The sequence below is a fragment of the Streptomyces sp. NPDC053493 genome (assembly GCF_044544825.1).
In the GTDB taxonomy this organism is placed as follows: domain Bacteria; phylum Actinomycetota; class Actinomycetes; order Streptomycetales; family Streptomycetaceae; genus Streptomyces.
Window position 1 is genome coordinate 229828 of record NZ_JBITXS010000010.1, and the last position, 18014, is coordinate 247841.

14 protein-coding genes are annotated in these 18014 nt (G+C 70.6%); 13 read left to right on the forward strand and 1 reads right to left on the reverse strand.

Translation table 11 applies throughout. The annotated features are described in order from the left end of the window. The first annotated feature begins 57 nt into the window (after positions 1-57). A complete protein-coding gene (locus tag ACIGO8_RS26565) occupies positions 58-720 on the forward strand; it encodes an ATP-dependent Clp protease proteolytic subunit (RefSeq protein ID WP_399735568.1) in 663 nt (220 codons plus the stop codon). 156 nt (positions 721-876) lie between these two features. Beyond that, a complete protein-coding gene (gene clpX / locus ACIGO8_RS26570; protein WP_399735571.1) occupies positions 877-2160 on the forward strand; it encodes an ATP-dependent Clp protease ATP-binding subunit ClpX in 1284 nt (427 codons plus the stop codon). 79 nt (positions 2161-2239) lie between these two features. On the opposite strand, the gene ACIGO8_RS26575 is transcribed toward clpX, so the two are convergent. Next, positions 2240-3235, reverse strand: a complete 996-nt coding sequence (locus tag ACIGO8_RS26575; protein WP_399735574.1) for a hypothetical protein — start codon at positions 3233-3235, stop codon at positions 2240-2242. A gap of 138 nt (positions 3236-3373) precedes the next feature. Here ACIGO8_RS26575 and ACIGO8_RS26580 point away from each other — a divergent pair, with 138 nt between their 5' ends. The 11 genes from ACIGO8_RS26580 to ACIGO8_RS26630 all read left to right on the forward strand — a co-directional run bounded on the left by ACIGO8_RS26580 (position 3374) and on the right by ACIGO8_RS26630 (position 17995). Then, positions 3374-5995, forward strand: a complete 2622-nt coding sequence (locus ACIGO8_RS26580) for a valine--tRNA ligase (RefSeq protein WP_399735577.1) — start codon at positions 3374-3376, stop codon at positions 5993-5995. 160 nt (positions 5996-6155) lie between these two features. Next, a complete protein-coding gene (locus ACIGO8_RS26585) occupies positions 6156-7292 on the forward strand; it encodes a sensor histidine kinase (protein WP_399735580.1) in 1137 nt (378 codons plus the stop codon). 123 nt (positions 7293-7415) lie between these two features. Further along, complete coding sequence (locus ACIGO8_RS26590) at positions 7416-8927, forward strand: bifunctional folylpolyglutamate synthase/dihydrofolate synthase (protein WP_399735583.1); 1512 nt, start codon at positions 7416-7418, stop codon at positions 8925-8927. Positions 8928-8932: 5 nt separating this feature from the next. Further along, positions 8933-9313 carry a DUF4233 domain-containing protein gene (locus ACIGO8_RS26595; RefSeq protein WP_399735586.1) on the forward strand — a complete coding sequence of 127 codons (381 nt, stop codon included), beginning with the start codon at positions 8933-8935 and terminating at the stop codon, positions 9311-9313. 65 nt (positions 9314-9378) lie between these two features. Further along, complete coding sequence (gene ndk, locus ACIGO8_RS26600; RefSeq protein ID WP_399735589.1) at positions 9379-9792, forward strand: nucleoside-diphosphate kinase; 414 nt, start codon at positions 9379-9381, stop codon at positions 9790-9792. 281 nt (positions 9793-10073) lie between these two features. Then, positions 10074-11093, forward strand: coding sequence for a rod shape-determining protein (locus tag ACIGO8_RS26605; protein ID WP_356700707.1), 1020 nt, complete (start codon positions 10074-10076; stop codon positions 11091-11093). Positions 11094-11204: 111 nt separating this feature from the next. After that, a complete protein-coding gene (gene mreC / locus ACIGO8_RS26610; RefSeq protein ID WP_399735592.1) occupies positions 11205-12287 on the forward strand; it encodes a rod shape-determining protein MreC in 1083 nt (360 codons plus the stop codon). Then, complete coding sequence (gene mreD, locus ACIGO8_RS26615; protein WP_399735595.1) at positions 12284-12952, forward strand: rod shape-determining protein MreD; 669 nt, start codon at positions 12284-12286, stop codon at positions 12950-12952. The genes mreC and mreD overlap by 4 nt, the downstream gene beginning before the upstream one ends. A gap of 19 nt (positions 12953-12971) precedes the next feature. Then, positions 12972-15236 carry a penicillin-binding protein 2 gene (gene mrdA, locus ACIGO8_RS26620; RefSeq protein WP_399735598.1) on the forward strand — a complete coding sequence of 755 codons (2265 nt, stop codon included), beginning with the start codon at positions 12972-12974 and terminating at the stop codon, positions 15234-15236. 4 nt (positions 15237-15240) lie between these two features. Further along, positions 15241-16440: a rod shape-determining protein RodA gene (rodA, locus tag ACIGO8_RS26625; protein WP_399735601.1), complete on the forward strand. Its 1200-nt coding sequence runs from the start codon at positions 15241-15243 to the stop codon at positions 16438-16440. 19 nt (positions 16441-16459) lie between these two features. Continuing rightward, a complete protein-coding gene (locus tag ACIGO8_RS26630; RefSeq protein WP_399735604.1) occupies positions 16460-17995 on the forward strand; it encodes a CHAD domain-containing protein in 1536 nt (511 codons plus the stop codon). Positions 17996-18014 lie beyond the last annotated feature (19 nt).

The window sequence follows — 18014 nt, forward strand, 5'->3', positions numbered from 1 at the left end:
CAGACCGCTGACGAGCCCCAGCCCCCGCCGAACGCCACCAGGACGGTGAACACCCAGATGCAGAACAACCTCTCCGCGAGCGGCCTCTACACCGGCGCGCCGATGGACAACCGCTACGTCGTCCCGCGCTTCGTCGAGCGCACCTCGCAGGGCATCCGCGAGTACGACCCGTACGCGAAGCTCTTCGAGGAGCGCGTGATCTTCCTCGGCGTGCAGATCGACGACGCCTCGGCCAACGACGTCATGGCGCAGCTGCTGTGCCTGGAGTCGATGGACCCGGACCGCGACATCTCGATCTACATCAACAGCCCCGGTGGCTCCTTCACCGCGCTGACCGCCATCTACGACACGATGCAGTTCGTGAAGCCGGACATCCAGACGGTCTGCATGGGCCAGGCGGCCTCCGCCGCGGCCGTGCTGCTCGCCGCCGGCACGCCCGGCAAGCGGATGGCCCTGCCGAACGCCCGGGTGCTGATCCACCAGCCGTCCGGCGGCACCGGCCGTGAGCAGCTCTCCGACCTGGAGATCGCGGCCAACGAGATCCTGCGCATGCGCAGCCAGCTGGAGGAGATGCTGGCCAAGCACTCCTCGACGCCGATCGAGAAGATCCGCGACGACATCGAGCGCGACAAGATCCTGACCGCCGAGGACGCCCTCGCGTACGGCCTGATCGACCAGATCGTCTCGACCCGCAAGAGCACGGCCGCCGCGGCAGCCTGACGCTCGACCTTCCCGCGTCGTGGTGGGCATGGCCGAATCCCGACCATGCCAACCACGCCAAGGGGGGCCCGAACGGGGGGCCCGGCAAGGTACCGTCGAATATGAGGCACCAGGAGTCGCTGAACCAAGCGCTCCCAGGCGAAGGGGAAGCACCTCGTGGCACGCATCGGTGATGGCGGCGATCTGCTCAAGTGCTCGTTCTGCGGAAAGAGCCAGAAGCAGGTGAAGAAGCTCATCGCGGGACCCGGTGTGTACATCTGCGACGAGTGCATCGACCTCTGCAACGAGATCATCGAGGAAGAGCTCGCGGAGACGAGCGAGGTGCGGTGGGAGGAGCTTCCCAAGCCGCGCGAGATCTACGAATTCCTCGAGGGCTACGTCGTCGGGCAGGAGCCCGCGAAGAAGGCCCTGTCGGTCGCGGTGTACAACCACTACAAGCGCGTCCAGGCCGGCGAGAACGGCGGCGCGCAGGGCCGGGACGACGCCATCGAGCTGGCGAAGTCCAACATCCTGCTGCTCGGCCCGACCGGTTCCGGCAAGACGCTCCTGGCGCAGACCCTGGCCCGGATGCTCAATGTGCCGTTCGCCATCGCCGACGCCACCGCGCTGACGGAGGCGGGCTATGTCGGCGAGGACGTCGAGAACATCCTGCTGAAGCTGATCCAGGCGGCGGACTACGACGTCAAGAAGGCCGAGACCGGGATCATCTACATCGACGAGATCGACAAGGTCGCCCGTAAGAGCGAAAACCCGTCGATCACCCGCGATGTCTCCGGAGAGGGCGTGCAGCAGGCCCTGTTGAAGATCCTGGAGGGCACCACCGCCTCCGTCCCGCCGCAGGGCGGCCGGAAGCACCCGCACCAGGAGTTCATCCAGATCGACACGACGAACGTGCTCTTCATCGTGGGCGGCGCCTTCGCCGGCCTGGAGAAGATCATCGAGTCGCGGGCGGGCGCCAAGGGCATCGGCTTCGGGGCGACCATCCGCTCCAAGCGCGAGATCGAGGCGAGCGACCAGTTCCAGGAGGTCATGCCGGAGGACCTGGTGAAGTTCGGGATGATCCCGGAGTTCATCGGCCGTCTCCCGGTCATCACCTCGGTGCACAACCTGGACCGCGAGGCCCTGCTGAAGATCCTCGTCGAGCCGCGCAACGCGCTGGTGAAGCAGTACCAGCGCCTCTTCGAACTCGACGGCGTCGAGCTGGACTTCGACCGCCCGGCCCTGGAGGCCATCGCCGACCAGGCCATCCTGCGCGGCACCGGCGCGCGCGGCCTGCGCGCCATCATGGAGGAGGTCCTCCAGTCGGTGATGTACGAGGTCCCGTCCCGCAAGGACGTGGCCCGCGTGGTCATCACGGCGGACGTGGTCCGCGACAACGTCAACCCGACGCTGGTCCCGCGGATCGTGCCGAACGACGGCCGGCACGAGAAGTCGGCCTGAGCCGCACGCGACGACGAGAAGGGGCGCCCCGGTCACCGGGGCGCCCCTTCTCGTGTGCGGTCGAACCGTGGCCGGGCGATCAGGCCTTGGTGCGCGCGGTGTTGTACAGCTTGGCGGTCAGGTCGGCCACCTCGGAGCTCGGCAGGGCCGCGCCGCCGGTCATCAGCGTCGACAGGTCGAGCAGGTTGGTCGCGCCGAGGGTGGAGTAGTCGGCCCAGATGCAGGTCGTGGCCTCCATCGACTTCGGGGTGAGGGCCGAGGAGCCGCTGCTGGAGGGCTTCTCGTTGGTCATCCTGATCTTCTGGCACTTCATCAGGGCGCCCTTGAAGCCGGCCGGCTCCATCGTCTCGGCGCTGCCGACGAGTTCGTACTTCACGCCCAGCTGCTTGGCCTCGGGGTTCTTGCCGATGCCGTCGAGGTAGTTGTCGATCGCCTGGTCCGGGTCGGCGATCTCGCCGTACAGACCGGTGAAGGTCAGCTGCTTGCCCTTGAGCGTGTCGGGGTTGTTCTTGTACTGGCGGCCGGCCTGGCCGGCGTTCTTCACGCCGATCGCCTCGGCCCGGGCCTTCTGCTCGCTGGTGAGCTGGCCGTTCTTCTCGTTCGGGTTCGGCACCTTGGCGTACTCGCCGACGTTCTCCGGAGCGGCCAGCTTGTAGCCCTTGGTGTCGTCGCCGACCGCGCTGTTGCCGCCGCCGAGGCCGCCGCCGTCGCCGAAGACGAAGTACGCGCCCGCGCCCAGCGCCGCGACCAGCACGACCGCGCCGATGACCAGGCCGGCCTTCGACTTCTTCGGGGCCGGCGGGTGGGGCACGTAGCCGCCGGGGCCCTGCGGGGCGCCGTAGGGCGGCTGCTGGGGCGGCTGACCGTAGGGGCCGGGCTGCGGGGGCTGCTGGGGATAGCCGTACGGTCCGGGCTGCTGCTGCGGAACGCCCTGCGGGGCCTGCGGGTAGCCGTACCCGGGCTGCGGGGCCTGCGGCTGCCCGTACGGACCCGGCTGCTGCGGCTGGCCGTACGGCCCCGGCTGCCCGTACGGGTTCGGCTGGCCGCCGTACGGGCCCGGCTGGTTGTAGCTCATCGACAGGTTCCCCTCACAAGATGTTTATGCGTAGCGAACATCCTGGCGGAAGCCGTGTCCCGCCGGGGCGCTGGGGGTCACACCGTTACGGAACAATCGTGTTTCAGGACCACCCCGTGACACCTCTAAACTGGCCCCGTGACCGAGAACACTCAGCAGCAGACAGCAGCCACCACCGAATTGCCGACCCAGTACACGCCGGCCGAGGTAGAGGGGCCGCTGTACGAGCGCTGGGTAGAGCGGGGCTACTTCGAGGCGGACGAGAAGAGCGACAAGCCGCCGTACACCGTCGTCATCCCGCCGCCGAACGTCACCGGCTCGCTCCACCTGGGCCACGCCTTCGAGCACACGCTGATCGACGCCCTCACCCGCCGCAAGCGGATGCAGGGCTACGAGACGCTGTGGCAGCCCGGCATGGACCACGCCGGCATCGCCACCCAGAACGTCGTCGAGCGCGAGCTCGCCAAGGAGGGCAAGTCCCGCCACGACCTGGGCCGTGAGGCGTTCGTCGAGCGCGTCTGGAAGTGGAAGGCGGAGTCCGGCGGGCAGATCTCCGGCCAGATGCGCCGCCTCGGTGACGGCGTCGCCTGGTCGCGCGAGCGCTTCACCATGGACGAGGGCCTGTCGCAGGCCGTCCAGACCATCTTCAAGAAGCTCTACGACGACGAGCTGATCTATCGCGCCGAGCGCATCATCAACTGGTGCCCGCGCTGTCTCACCGCGATCTCCGACATCGAGGTCGAGTACCAGGACGACGACGGCGAGCTCGTCTCCATCCGCTACGGCGAGGGCGACGCGTCCATCGTCGTCGCCACCACCCGTGCCGAGACGATGCTGGGTGACACCGCCGTCGCCGTCCATCCGGACGACGAGCGCTACCGTCACCTGGTCGGCACCGAGATCGAGCTGCCGCTGACCGGCCGCCGCATCCCGGTCGTCGCCGACGCGCACGTCGACCCGGAGTTCGGCACCGGCGCCGTCAAGGTGACGCCCGCCCACGACCCGAACGACTTCGAGATCGGCCAGCGGCACGACCTCCCGTCGATCGCCGTCATGGACGAGCACGCGGTCATCACCGTCCACGGCCCCTTCCAGGGTCTGGACCGGCTGGAGGCCCGTTCCGCCATCGTCGCCGCGCTGCGCGCCGAGGGCCGGATCGTCGCCGAGAAGCGGCCGTACACCCACTCCGTCGGCCACTGCTCGCGCTGCAAGACCACCATCGAGCCGCGCCTGTCCATGCAGTGGTGGGTCAAGGTCGGCCCGCTCGCGAAGGCCGCCGGCGACGCGGTCCGCGACGGCAAGGTCAAGATCCATCCTCAGGAGATGGAGAAGCGGTACTTCGACTGGGTCGACAACCTGCACGACTGGTGCATCTCGCGCCAGCTGTGGTGGGGCCACCGCATCCCGGTCTGGTACGGCCCGAACGGCGAGATCGTCTGCGTCGGCCCCGACGAGGAGCCGCCCGCCGGCGACGGCTGGCACCAGGACACCGACGTCCTCGACACCTGGTTCTCCTCGGGCCTGTGGCCGTTCTCCACGATGGGATGGCCCGAGCAGACCGAGAGCCTCGCGAAGTTCTACCCGAACTCCGTCCTGGTCACCGGTTACGACATCCTCTTCTTCTGGGTCGCCCGGATGATGATGTTCGGTCTGTACGCGATGGACGGCACCCCGCCGTTCCACACCATCGCCCTGCACGGCATGGTCCGTGACCAGAACGGCAAGAAGATGTCGAAGTCCTTCGGCAACGTGGTCAACCCGCTGGACTGGATGGACCAGTACGGCTCCGACGCCGTCCGCTTCACCCTGGCCAACGGCGCCAACCCGGGCGTCGACGTCCCGATCGGCGAGGACTGGGTCAAGGCGTCCCGGAACTTCGCCAACAAGATCTGGAACGCGACCCGCTTCGCGCTGATGAACGGTGCGACGATCGAGGGCGAACTGCCGCCGGTCGAGCGGCTGTCGGCGACCGACCGATGGATCCTGTCCCGTCTGAACGAGACGGTCGCCCAGGTTGACGCGCTCTACGAGGACTACCAGTTCGCGAAGCTCAGCGACGCGCTCTACCACTTCGCGTGGGACGAGGTCTTCGACTGGTACGTCGAGCTGTCGAAGACGACGTTCTTCGCGGGCGGCGAGCAGGCCAAGGTCTCCGGCCGGGTCCTCGGCGAGGTCCTGGACGTCATGCTGCGGCTGCTGCACCCGATCGTCCCGTTCGTCACCGACGCCCTGTGGACCACGCTCACCGGGCGCGAGTCGCTGGTCGTCGCCGAGTGGCCGAGCGACAGCGGCTTCCGCGACGAGGCCGCCAAGGCCGAGATCGAGAACCTCCAGCAGGTGGTCACCGAGGTCCGCCGCTTCCGCGCCGACCAGGGTCTCCAGCCCGGCCAGAAGGTCCCCGCCCGCCTCGAGCTCGACGGCACGCCGCTCGCCGCGCACGAGACCGCGATCCGGCAGTTGCTGCGCCTCCAGCCGGAGGGCGAGGGCTTCGCCGCCACCGCCTCCCTGCCGGTCGCCGGCGCCACGGTCTCGCTCGACCTGTCGGGCACGATCGACGTCGCCGCCGAGCGCAAGCGCCTGGCGAAGGACCTCGCGGCGGCCGAGAAGGAGAAGGCGCAGGCCGAGGCCAAGCTCGGCAACGAGGCCTTCCTCGCCAAGGCTCCCGACAACGTCGTGGACAAGATCAAGGGCCGGCTGGCCAAGGCGGACGAGGACATCGCCCGCATCCAGTCCCAGCTGGAGCGCCTGCCGCAGGCGTGACCGCCTGAGACACGTGCGGGAGGCCCCCGGAACCCGTCCCGGTTCCGGGGGCCTTTGCCGTCTCGCCATTCGGGCATTTCGCCCATAAGTGCCCGATCTCACATCAGACGGGACTTCAGGTCCGTCCACCCGGGACCAAGGACCCGGGATGATGGAGGACATGCTCCGCCTCCCCGCCCCGCCCGCGCTGCGCCGCCGCGTGGACCGGTGGGCCGGGTCGCCCCGGGCCATGGACGTCGTCGCCGCGCTCGCCGCCTTCGGCCTGATGCTCCTGGACGTCCCGGGACTCGCCCGCGCGGACAACTCGCTGACCGGCGTCACCGCGACGCTCGTGCTCGCGGCCGGCGCCGCCACGCTGGTGCCGCGCCGCAGGGCGCCGTGGCTGCCGTTCGCGGTGGCGGTCGTGCTGATGGGCTGGCTGCACGAATTCACCATGATCCAGTTTGCGCTGTACTCGCTGGGTCGCTTCCGGGGCCGGCGGACCGCCGTCCTGGCCACCCTGCTCTACGTCGCCGCCGCCTACGCGTACTTCAACACGCCCGGCTGGCCCGCCCGGCACGGCGACACCCTCAGCGACTTCCTCAGCCTCGTCGTCCCGATCGGCGTGCTCGCGGCGGGCGTCGGCATCGCCGCGTACCGCCATGACCTCGTTCGCGCCCTGGAGGCCCAGCGCCGCGAGGCGGCCGCCCGGCAGGCCGTCCAGGAGGAGCGGATCTCGGTCGGCCGGGACGTGCACGACCTGGTGGGACGGGAGCTGACCGTGCTCGCGGTGCGGGCCGAGGTGCTCGCCGTACGGGCCAGGGGAGAGGCGCACGAGAAGGACTTCGAGGAGCTCGCGGACACCGCCCGGCGCGCCCACCGCATGCTCAACGAGACCATCGTGCGGCGCGGCGACGAGCAGACGGCCACGCCGGGACTCGACGGGCTCGCCGCGCTCGCCGCGCAGAGCGAGCGGATGGGCAGCCCGGTGGACCTCACGGTCGCCGCGGCGGCGAAGGCGCTGTCGCCGCTGCGGCAGACGGCCGTGCACCGGGTGGTGCAGGAGTGCCTGACGAACGCCGCCAAGCACGCGCCGGGCCTGCCGGTGACGGTCGCGATCACCGTCGACGGCCCGTCCCTGCGCATCGAGGTCCGCAACCCGCTCGCCGCGGCCCCGCCGGACCGGGCGCCCGTGTCCACCGGCACCGGCCTGTTCTCCATGGACGAGCGCGTCACCAGCATGGGCGGCACCCTGAAGGCCCGCCGCGAGCACGGCGCCTACGTGGTGACGGCGACCCTCCCGTCGGGCCTGCGCTAGCCGCGCCCTCGAGGTCCCGCCTCCCGCCGGGCGGCCCCGCCCGGACCAGGGCGGGACCTGGGGCGAAAGTCCCGAAAGGGGTGGGTCCGCGGTCGTGTCGGTACGGCTCCGTAGACTGGGTGCGTGAGTGAGCCGAGCGATCCGCGCGACCCGAGCGACGACCTGTTCGACGACATCGTCGACAACGAGACCGACCGCGACCCCGACCTGGCGGTGATCGAGGCCGGCAGCCGCACCCTGCGCGCCGTGGCCGGCCCGCCGCAGGGCGACCCGGTGCCCTCCCGGCCCGCCGACCCCGAGGTCGACAAGGCGCTGCGCGAGGTCGAGACCGAGCTGTCCACCCGCTGGGGCGAGACCAAGCTGGAGCCTTCGGTCCGCCGGATCGCGGCCCTGATGGACGTGCTGGGCGAGCCGCAGCGCGCGTATCCGTCGATCCACATCACCGGCACCAACGGCAAGACCTCCACCGCCCGCATGATCGAGGCCCTGCTCGGCGCCTTCGACCTGCGCACCGGGCGCTACACCTCGCCGCACGTGCAGACCATCACCGAGCGGATCAGCCTGGACGGCGCCCCGATCGACCCGGAGCGCTTCGTCGAGACGTACCGGGACGTCAAGCCGTACGTGGAGCTGGTCGACGCCCGCGAGGAGTACCGGCTCTCCTTCTTCGAGGTCCTCACCGGCATGGCGTACGCGGCCTTCGCGGACGCCCCGGTCGACGCGGCCGTCGTCGAGGTCGGCATGGGCGGCACCTGGGACGCCACCAACGTCATCGACGGCTCCGTCGCCGTCGTCACGCCGATCGACCTGGACCACACCGACCGGCTCGGCGGGACGACCGCCGAGATCGCCGGCGAGAAGTCCGGGATCATCAAGCCGGGCGCGACGGTGATCCTCGCCCAGCAGCCCGTGGACGCGGCGCAGGTCCTCCTGAAGAAGGCCGTCGAGACGGACGCGACCGTGGCCCGCGAGGGCATGGAGTTCGGCATCGTCTCGCGCGAGGTCGCCGTCGGCGGCCAGCTGCTGACCCTGCGCGGCCTGGGCGGCGAGTACGACGACATCTTCCTGCCGCTGTACGGCGCGCACCAGGCGCACAACGCGGCCGTGGCGCTCGCCGCCGTCGAGGCCTTCTTCGGCATCGGCGCGCAGCACGCCCGGACCCTGGACGTCGAGACGATCCGCCGGGCCTTCGCCCAGGTGGCCTCGCCCGGCCGCCTGGAGGTCGTGCGTTCCTCGCCGACGGTGATCCTGGACGCCGCGCACAACCCGCACGGCGCGCGGGCCACCGCCGACGGCATCACCGAGTCGTTCGGCTTCTCGCGGCTGATCGGCGTGGTGTCCACCAGTGCCGACAAGGACGCCAAGGGGCTCCTGGAGGCCTTCGAGCCGATCCTCGCCGAAGTCGTGATCACGGCGAACTCCAACCCGCGGGCCACCGACGTCGACGCGCTCGCCGCGCTCGCCGTCGAGGTCTTCGGCGAGGAGCGCGTGGTGGTCGAGCCGCGGCTCGACGACGCCATCGAGGCGGCGATCACGCTCGCCGAGGAGCAGGACGAGTACGCCGGCGCGGGCGTCCTCGTGACCGGTTCGATCTTCACGGTCGGCGACGCCCGGCTGCTGCTCAAGAGGGGCTGACCTCGATGCGCGTGCTGTGTTCCTCGACGCTGATCGGCGAGTTCTTCGTCATCGGCTTCGCCGGTCTGGTCGCCATGAAGGACGACTCGCTGGCGACGGCGACGGTGTGGACGGTCTGCGGGATCGCGATGCTCCTTTCGGTGCTGCTGTGCGGGGCGATCACCCGTCCGGGCGGCGTCCAGCTGGGCTGGGCCCTGCAGATCGCCCTGGTGGCCAGCGGTTTCTTCGTGCCGGTCATGTTCTTCCTCGGCGCGGTCTTCGCCGTGCTGTGGTGGGCCTCGGTGCACTTCGGCCGGAAGATCGACACCATCAAGGCGGACTGGGCGGCGCGCCAGGCCGCCGAGCCGGCCGGGGCCCAGGGCTCCGTAGGGCCTGACGCTGCGTGATGAGGCCTGGTGCGGGCCCTGTAGATTCGTCAGTCCCGCACACCGTTGTTCCGAAGGAGTTCCCCGTGAGCCAGCGATCGCTCGTCCTGCTCAAGCCCGACGCCGTCCGCCGTGGCCTGATCGGCGAGATCATCGGCCGTATCGAGCGCAAGGCCGGCTGGACCATCAAGGCCCTGGAGCTGCGCGAGCTGGACCAGGAGACGCTGGAGCAGCACTACGGCGAGCACAAGGGCAAGCCCTTCTACGAGCCGCTGATGGGCTTCATGCAGTCCGGCCCCGTCGTCGCGCTGGTCGTCGAGGGCGAGCGGGTCATCGAGGGCCTGCGCACCCTGGCCGGCCCGACCGACCCGATCGCCGCGGCCCCGGGCTCCATCCGTGGCGACTTCGGCACCATCGTCCGCGAGAACCTGATCCACGCCTCGGACTCGGAGGAGTCCGCCATTCGGGAACTGAAGCTGTTCTTCCCGGGTCTTTCCTGACCCGGCGTCAGCCGATCAGCTCACGACCTGGGGGCGACCGAAGGAATTCGGTCGCCCCCAGGCATATGAACGCCGATCCCGGGAACGGATCGCCGCGTCATTCCGTCACCTATACAGAGGTGGAACGGGGTGGTCCGCCGCGCGGTATCCGGGCGGGCGGCACTACGATGGGAAAACTCCACGCCGCACCACCTTCCGCCACCACCTCGCCGACCTGAGAAGCCGTCAACGCTCCGCTAGGGAAGGCCCGACGCATCCTCATGGGAAACAAGGGGAACTCAATGTCGTTCATCGGCCGTGACATGGCTGTCGACCTCGGGACCGCCAACACGCTGGTGTACGTCAGGGGTCGAGGCATCGTTCTGAACGAGCCGTCCGTCGTCGCGATCAACACCAACACCGGCGGCATCCTCGCGGTCGGTGCCGAGGCGAAGAAGATGATCGGCCGGACACCCGGCAACATCGTCGCCGTCCGCCCGCTCAAGGACGGCGTCATCGCCGACTTCGAGATCACCGAGCGGATGCTCCGCTACTTCATCCTCAAGATCCACAAGCGCCGCTACCTGGCCCGCCCGCGCGTCGTGGTCTGCGTGCCCTCCGGCATCACCGGAGTCGAGCGCCGCGCCGTCATCGAGGCCTCCACCCAGGCCGGCGCCCGCCAGGTGCACATCATCGAGGAGCCCATGGCCGCCGCCATCGGCTCGGGCCTGCCGGTCCACGAGGCCACCGGCAACATGGTCGTGGACATCGGCGGCGGCACCACCGAGGTCGCCGTCATCTCCCTCGGAGGAATCGTCACGGCACAGTCGATCCGGGTGGCCGGCGACGAGCTCGACAACGCGATCATCCAGCACGTCAAGAAGGAGTACTCGCTCCTCCTCGGCGAGCGCACCGCCGAGCAGATCAAGATCACCATCGGTTCGGCCTACGACCTCGACCAGGACGAGCACACCGAGATCCGCGGCCGCGACCTGGTCTCCGGCCTGCCGAAGACCGTCGTCATCTCCGCCGCCGAGGTCCGCAAGGCCATCGAGGAGCCGGTCAACGCCATTGTCGACGCGGTGAAGACCACCCTCGACAAGTGCCCGCCCGAGCTCTCCGGTGACGTCATGGACCGCGGCATCGTTCTCACCGGTGGCGGCGCCCTGCTGCGCGGCCTCGACGAGCGGCTGCGCCGGGAGACCGGCATGCCGATCCACATCGCCGAGGACCCGCTGGACTCGGTCGCACTCGGCTCCGGCAAGTGCGTCGAGGAGTTCGAGGCGCTGCAGCAGGTGCTCGACGCGCAGCCGCGCCGCTGACCGTACGCACCGCCCCACCCGACAACTCCACACACCGTCACCACCCCCCGGGCTCCGGCCCGGGGGCCCCGCCACAGCCACGTCACAACCCGAAAGGCACGGCCGCCGCACGTGAGGGACACACGAGAGAGCCGGCTGCTCCTGGTGCTGCTGATCGCCATCGCGTTCGCACTGATCACGGTGGACATCCGAGGAGGCCAGGAGTCGCCGGTCGACGGTGCCCGGCAGGCCGCGGCCGCGGCCTTCGGCCCCGTCGAGAACGGAGTCGCCTCGGCGGTCGACCCGATCGGCAACGCGATAGGAGCGGTCCGCGACTCCGGGGAGCGGCACAACCGGATCGCCGTCCTGGAGCAGGAGAACGCCGCACTCAAGGCGAAGCTCGGCAGCGACGACCGCAACCGCAACCGGCTGCGCGAACTCGACGCCATGCTGAAGACCGCGGGCGCCGGCCAGTACGGCATCAAGGGCGCCGAGGTCATCGCCATAGGAGCCGCCCAAGGCTTCTCCTGGACCGTCACCATCGACGTCGGCGCCCGCGACGGCATCCGGCGCGACATGACCGTCCTCAACGGCTCCGGACTCGTCGGCCGCGTCACCACCGTCGGCCCCTCCACGTCGACCGTGCTGCTCGCCAACGACCCCGACTTCACCGTCGGCACCCGCATGGAGAAGACCGACGAACTCGGCTTCGCCACCGGCCAGGGCGACCGCCCGCTGCTCGTCCAGCTCCTCAACGGCAAGGCCAAGGTCAAGCCCGGCGACCGGCTCGTCACCTTCGGCTCGCAGGCCGACAAGCCCTTCGTGCCCGGCGTGCCGGTCGGCGAGGTCGTCCGCGTCGACCCGTCGGGCGGCGGCCTGACCCGTAACGTCTACGTCCGCCCGTTCGTCGGCTTCACCAAGCTCGACATCGTCGGCGTCGTCGTCCAGGCCCCGCGCACCGACCCGCGCGACATGGTGCTGCCGCAGAAGCCCAAGCCCGCGCCGACCGTCACCGTCACCGTCACGCCCACGCCGACGTCGACCGCACCCGACGGCACCCAGCAGGGCGTCAAGCCGGGCGACCAGGCCCAGGACCGGGCGCAGAACCAGGCCCAGGACCCGGCCCGGAAGCCCGACGGACAGAACCCGCCGCAGGACCCGGCACAGAACGAACCACAGGACCAGCCGCAGAACCCGGGGGAGGAAACGCCGTGAAGATCAACCGCATCCTCCTGTCGGCCGCCCTGGTCGTCGTCGCCCTCGTCGTCCAGGTCTCCGTCCTCGCCCGCCTCCAGCTCCCCGGCGCCGTCCCCGACCTCGTCCTGCTGACCGTCGTCGCCCTCGCCCTGGTCTACGGGCACGTCACCGGCGCCCTCGTCGGCTTCACCGCCGGCCTCCTCGCCGACCTCGCCCCGCCCGCCGACCACGCCGCCGGACGCTACGCCCTCGTGCTCTGCGTCGTCGGCTACCTCTGCGGCCTCGCCCGCCCCGACAACGGCCGGCTCAAGTCCGCCACCGGCCCCATGGCCGTGGTCGTCGCCGCCGCCCTCGGCTCCACCCTCCTCTACGCCGGCGTCGGCGCCCTGGTCGGCGACACCGCCGCCCGCCACGTCGGCCTCGGCTTCCTGCTGTTCACCGCGGCCCTCTACGACCTGCTCCTCGCCCCGTTCACCGTGCCGCTCATCATGGCGATCGCCCGGCGCGCCGAGAACGACCCGCTCGCCGGCACCGACGGGGCCAACGGAGCCGACGTCTCCTCCGGCTGGCTGTCCTCCGGCACCGGCCTGAGAATCGGCACCCAGCGCGGCGGCCTGCGCGTCAAGGCCGCCCGCAACCGCGCCTCACGCGCCGGACGCATCAAGGGAGTCAAGCGACTGTGACCAAGGGGGCAGCGGCAGCATGAGCAACATCCCCGAGACCGGACGGACCCCCCGCGTCCAGATCCGGCTCGTCGTCATCCAGGTCCTCGTCTTCTCCCTGCTCGCCACGCTCGGCGGACGCCTCTGGTACCTCCAGATCCGCAACGGCAAGGAGTACACCGACGAGGCCAAGAACAACCACGTCCAGCAGGTCGTCCAGCCCGCCGTCCGCGGCTCCATCCTCGACGCCCGCGGCGTCCCACTCGCCGACAACGAGACCCGGCTCGTGGTCTCCGCCTCGCGCACCGAGCTGATGAAGATGAAGGACGACGGCAAGGGCGTCCTCACCCGGCTCGCCGGCGTCCTCGGCATGAAGCCCGAGGACGTCGTCAACAAGATCCGCCTCTGCGACTCCAAGACGCCCAAGCCCTGCTGGAACGGCTCGCCCTACCAGCCGATCCCGGTCACCGACGAGGCCACCACCCAGCAGGCCCTGCAGATCCGCGAGCGCGCCGAGGACTTCCCCGGCATCACCGCCGAACCCGCCGCCGTCCGCCGCTACCCGGCACCCGGCAAGGCCCGCACCTCCCAGGTCCTCGGCTACCTCTCGCCCGTCACCGACCAGGAGATCGAGAAGGCCAAGGACAGCGACTCGCCCTACCTGCGCTCCGACATGGTCGGCCGCTCCGGCCTGGAACGCACCTACGACAAGCAGCTGCGCGGCAAGGCCGGCGTCACCCGCTACGAGGTCGACAACCTCGGCCGCGTCATCGGCCAGGCCAAGGCCGACCCCGCCGTCCCCGGCGCCAACCTCGTCACCTCCATCGACGCCCGCGTCCAGGCGGTCGCCGAATGGGAGCTGCACAACGCGATGGTCGAGGCCCGCAAGACCTTCGACCGCAACACCAACGAGAACTACAAGGCCGACGCCGGCGCCGTCGTCGTCATGGAGGCCAAGACCGGCCGCATCGTCGCCATGGCCTCCCAGCCCGACTACGACCCCAACGCCTGGGTCGGCGGCATCTCCGCCAAGGACTACGCGGCCCTCACCGGCAAGGACTCCAACCTGCCGCTGCTCAACCGCGCCATCCAGGGCCAGGCCGCCCCCGGCTCCATCTTCAAGGTCGTCTCCACCGCCGCCGCCGTCAACGCCGGCTACGACTTCGACGGCCGCTACCCCTGCACCAGCTCGTACTCCATCGGCAACCAGGTCTTCAAGAACTTCGAGTCGCAGAACCACGGCCCCATCAGCCTCGGCCGCGCCCTCGAAGTCTCCTGCGACACCGTCTTCTACGCCCTCGCCCACCAGCAGTGGATCAAGGACGGCGGCATGAAGCCGAAGAAGAACCCGGGCGACTGGTTCTACAAGACGGCCCATCAGTTCGGCCTCGGCGCCGAGACCGGCATCGACCTGCCCAACGAGGTCACCGGCCGCGTCCCCGACCGCCAGTGGAAGCAGAGCTTCTGGGAGGCCAACAAGGACTGGTGGTGCAAGAACGGCAAGAAGGGCGGCACCTACGTCCAGCAGCTCTCCTACGAGAACTGCCTCGAGGGCAACCTGATGCGCGCCGGTGACTCCGTCAACTACTCCATCGGACAGGGCGACACCCTCGTCACGCCCATCCAGATGGCCACCATCTACGCCGCCATCTCCAACGGCGGCACCCTGTGGAACCCCACCGTCGGCAAGGCCGTCGTCAGCGCCGACGGCAAGAAGGTCCAGGAGATCAGGCCCACCTCCCACGGCCGGCTGCCGTTCGACGCCCAGACCCGCGACTTGATAGACGAAGCCCTCGCGGGAGTCGCCACCCGCGGTACCGCCGCCTGGCGCTTCGCCCAGGTCGGCTGGCCGCAGGACAAGATCCCGATGCACGCCAAGACGGGTACCGCCGAGGTCTACGGCAAGCAGACGACCTCCTGGTTCGCCACGTACACCAAGGACTACGCGATCGTCATGACGATCTCCCAGGGTGGTACGGGCTCCGGCGCCTCCGGCCCCGCCGTGCGCAACATCTACGACGCGCTGTACGGACTCGACGACGCCGGCAACCAGGACCTGAAGCGGGCCCTGCTGCCGCAGCCGCAGAAGGCGCTGCCCAAGATCGAGACCGACGGCTCCATCGACGCGCCGAAGATCAAGCCGTACGACCCCGAGGCGCAGAAGGTCGACCCCGAGACCGTGAAGGCCGGCGCCACCCAGCCGCCCGCCGACCCGACACAGCCCGCCACCGACCCGACCCGGCCGGCGAAACCCGACGACGACCCGCTCGCGGGCCCGCCCGCCACCCGGCGAGGGAGGCTCTGAACCGATGACCGCACCCCACGGCTTCTCCGTCTCCCGCTACGCCCCCCGGCGCGGCGCCCTCGCCCGGCTCACCGCCCGCGACTCCGCGCTGCGCCGGCTCGACTGGCCCATCCTGCTCTCCGCGCTCGCCCTGTCCTTCCTCGGCTCGCTGCTCGTGTGGTCCGCCACCCGCGGCCGCACCGAGCTCAACCAGGGCGACCCGTACTACTTCCTGTTCCGGCACGTCCTCAACACCGGCATCGGCCTCGCCCTGATGATCGGCACGGTCTGGCTCGGCCACCGCACCCTGCGCGGAGCCGTGCCGATCCTCTACGGCATCTCCGTCCTGCTGATCCTCGCCGTCCTCACCCCGCTCGGCGCGACCATCAACGGCGCCCATGCCTGGATCGTCATCGGCGGCGGCTTCTCGCTCCAGCCCAGCGAGTTCGTCAAGATCACCATCATCCTGATCATGGCGATGCTGCTGGCCGCCAAGGTCGACGCCGGCGACCAGCTCCACCCCGACCACCGCACCGTCGCCAAGGCCCTTGCCCTCGCCGCCCTCCCCATGGGCATCGTCATGCTGATGCCCGACCTCGGCTCCGTCATGGTCATGGCCGTCATCGTCCTCGGCGTGCTCCTCGCCTCCGGCGCCTCCAACCGCTGGGTCCTCGGCCTGATCGGCGCCGGCGTCCTCGGCGCCGTCCTCGTCACCGCCCTCGGCATGCTCGACGAGTACCAGATCAACCGCTTCGCCGCCTTCGCCAACCCCGACCTCGACCCGGCCGGCGTCGGCTACAACACCAACCAGGCCCGCATCGCCATCGGCTCCGGCGGACTGCTCGGCGCCGGCCTCTTCAAGGGCTCCCAGACCACCGGCCAGTTCGTCCCCGAACAGCAGACCGACTTCGTCTTCACCGTCGCCGGAGAGGAACTCGGCTTCGTCGGCGCCGGCTTCATACTCTTCCTGCTCGGCGTCATCCTCTGGCGCGCCTGCCGCATCGCCCGCGAGACGACCGAGCTCTACGGCACGATCGTCGCCGCCGGCATCATCGCCTGGTTCGCCTTCCAGTCCTTCGAGAACATCGGCATGACCCTCGGCATCATGCCGGTCGCCGGCCTCCCGCTGCCCTTCGTCTCCTACGGCGGCTCCTCGATGTTCGCCGTCTGGGTGGCCATCGGACTGCTCCAGTCGATCCGGGTGCAGCGACCCATAACGGCCTGAGGACCGCTAGATTCGAGGCATGGCCGAGACGAAACGCGAGATCGAGCGGAAGTACGAAGCCACCGGGGACACCGAGCTGCCCGACCTCACCGGCGTGCCCGGGGCCGGCTCGGTCACCCACGAAGGCGTCACCGACCTCGACGCCCTCTACTACGACACCCCGGACCTCCGGCTCGCCGCCGACTCCCTCACCCTGCGCCGCCGCACCGGCGGCGCGGACGAGGGCTGGCACCTCAAGTTCCCCGTCGCCGTCGGCATCCGCGACGAGATCAGAGCCCCGCTCTCCGAGACCCTCCCGGCCTCGCTGGCGGGGCTCCTGCGCTCCCGCGTCCGCCACGCCGACGTCGTCCCCGTCGTCCGCCTCCGCTCCTCCCGCGACGTCCGCCACCTGCGCGCCGCCGACGGCACCCTGCTCGCCGAGATCTCCCACGACACCGTCCACGCCACCCGCCTGCCCGGCGGCGAGACCGCCACCTGGACCGAGATCGAGGTCGAACTCGCGGACGGCCTGGACGACACCGGCGACCGTATCCTCGACGCCGTCGAGGAACAGCTCGCCCAGGCCGGCATCCACCCCTCCGATGCACCGTCCAAACTCGCCAGGGCCCTGCACGAGACCGGCCCGGGCCCGGCCGGACACCGGCCGCCGCACGACGACGCCCCGAAGGACGGCACCGCCGGCGCCGCCGTGCTCGCCTACGTACGCACACAGGTGGACGCCGTCGTCACCCTCGACCCCGCCGTACGCCGCGACCTGCCCGACGCCGTCCACAAGATGCGCGTCGCCTGCCGACGCCTGCGCAGCGCCTTCAAGACCTACCGCAAGGTGCTCGACCGCACCGTCACCGACCCCGTCGCCGACGAGCTCACATGGCTCGCCGGCGAGCTCGGCACCGCCCGCGACGAAGAGGTGCTGTCCGAACGCCTCGCCGCCCGCCTCGACGACCTCCCCGACACCCTCCTCCTCGGCCCCGCCCGCGCCCGCCTCACGAGCCGCACCGCCCGCCGTGCCGAAGACGCCCGCCGCACCGTGCTCGCCGCCCTCGACTCCGACCGCCACCTCGCCCTCCTCGACACCCTCGACGCGCTCCTCGCCGCCCCGCCGCTGCGCGAGGCCGCCACCCACGAGGCACCCCGCGTCCTCGCCCGCGCCGTCCGCAAGGACTTCGACCGCCTCGCCACCCGCGTCGAGCACGCCCTCGGCCTCCCACCGGGCCACGACCGCGACCTCGCCCTCCACGAGGCCCGCAAGGCCGCCAAACGCGCCCGCTACGCCGCCGACGCCGCCAAACCCACCCTCGGCAAGCCCGCGAAACGCTTCTCCCGACGAGTGAAGGCCGTCCAGTCCCTCCTCGGCGACCACCAGGACAGCGTCGTCGCCCGCGCCGCCCTGAAGGAGACCGCCGGCCAGGCCCACGCCGCCGGCGAGACCGCCTTCACCTGGGGACTCCTCTACGGCCGCGAGGAGGCCGCCGCCGCGGCCGGCGAACGCGAGCTGCCCGAGGTCTGGGCCCGCGCCGCGGCCCCGAAGCTCCGGGCGGCGCTGGGTCACTGAGCACCGGGGTACGCTTGAG

Coding starts and splice junctions, on each gene's coding strand:
- ACIGO8_RS26605 (WP_356700707.1), top strand. CDS start 10,074: ATGTCGTTCATCGGCCGTGACATGGCTGTCGACCTCGGGACCGCCAAC.
- rodA (WP_399735601.1), top strand. CDS start 15,241: ATGACCGCACCCCACGGCTTCTCCGTCTCCCGCTACGCCCCCCGGCGC.
- ACIGO8_RS26565 (WP_399735568.1), top strand. CDS start 58: ATGCAGAACAACCTCTCCGCGAGCGGCCTCTACACCGGCGCGCCGATG.
- ACIGO8_RS26630 (WP_399735604.1), top strand. CDS start 16,460: ATGGCCGAGACGAAACGCGAGATCGAGCGGAAGTACGAAGCCACCGGG.
- ACIGO8_RS26575 (WP_399735574.1), bottom strand. CDS start 3,235: ATGAGCTACAACCAGCCGGGCCCGTACGGCGGCCAGCCGAACCCGTAC.
- mrdA (WP_399735598.1), top strand. CDS start 12,972: ATGAGCAACATCCCCGAGACCGGACGGACCCCCCGCGTCCAGATCCGG.
- ACIGO8_RS26595 (WP_399735586.1), top strand. CDS start 8,933: ATGCGCGTGCTGTGTTCCTCGACGCTGATCGGCGAGTTCTTCGTCATC.
- ACIGO8_RS26585 (WP_399735580.1), top strand. CDS start 6,156: ATGCTCCGCCTCCCCGCCCCGCCCGCGCTGCGCCGCCGCGTGGACCGG.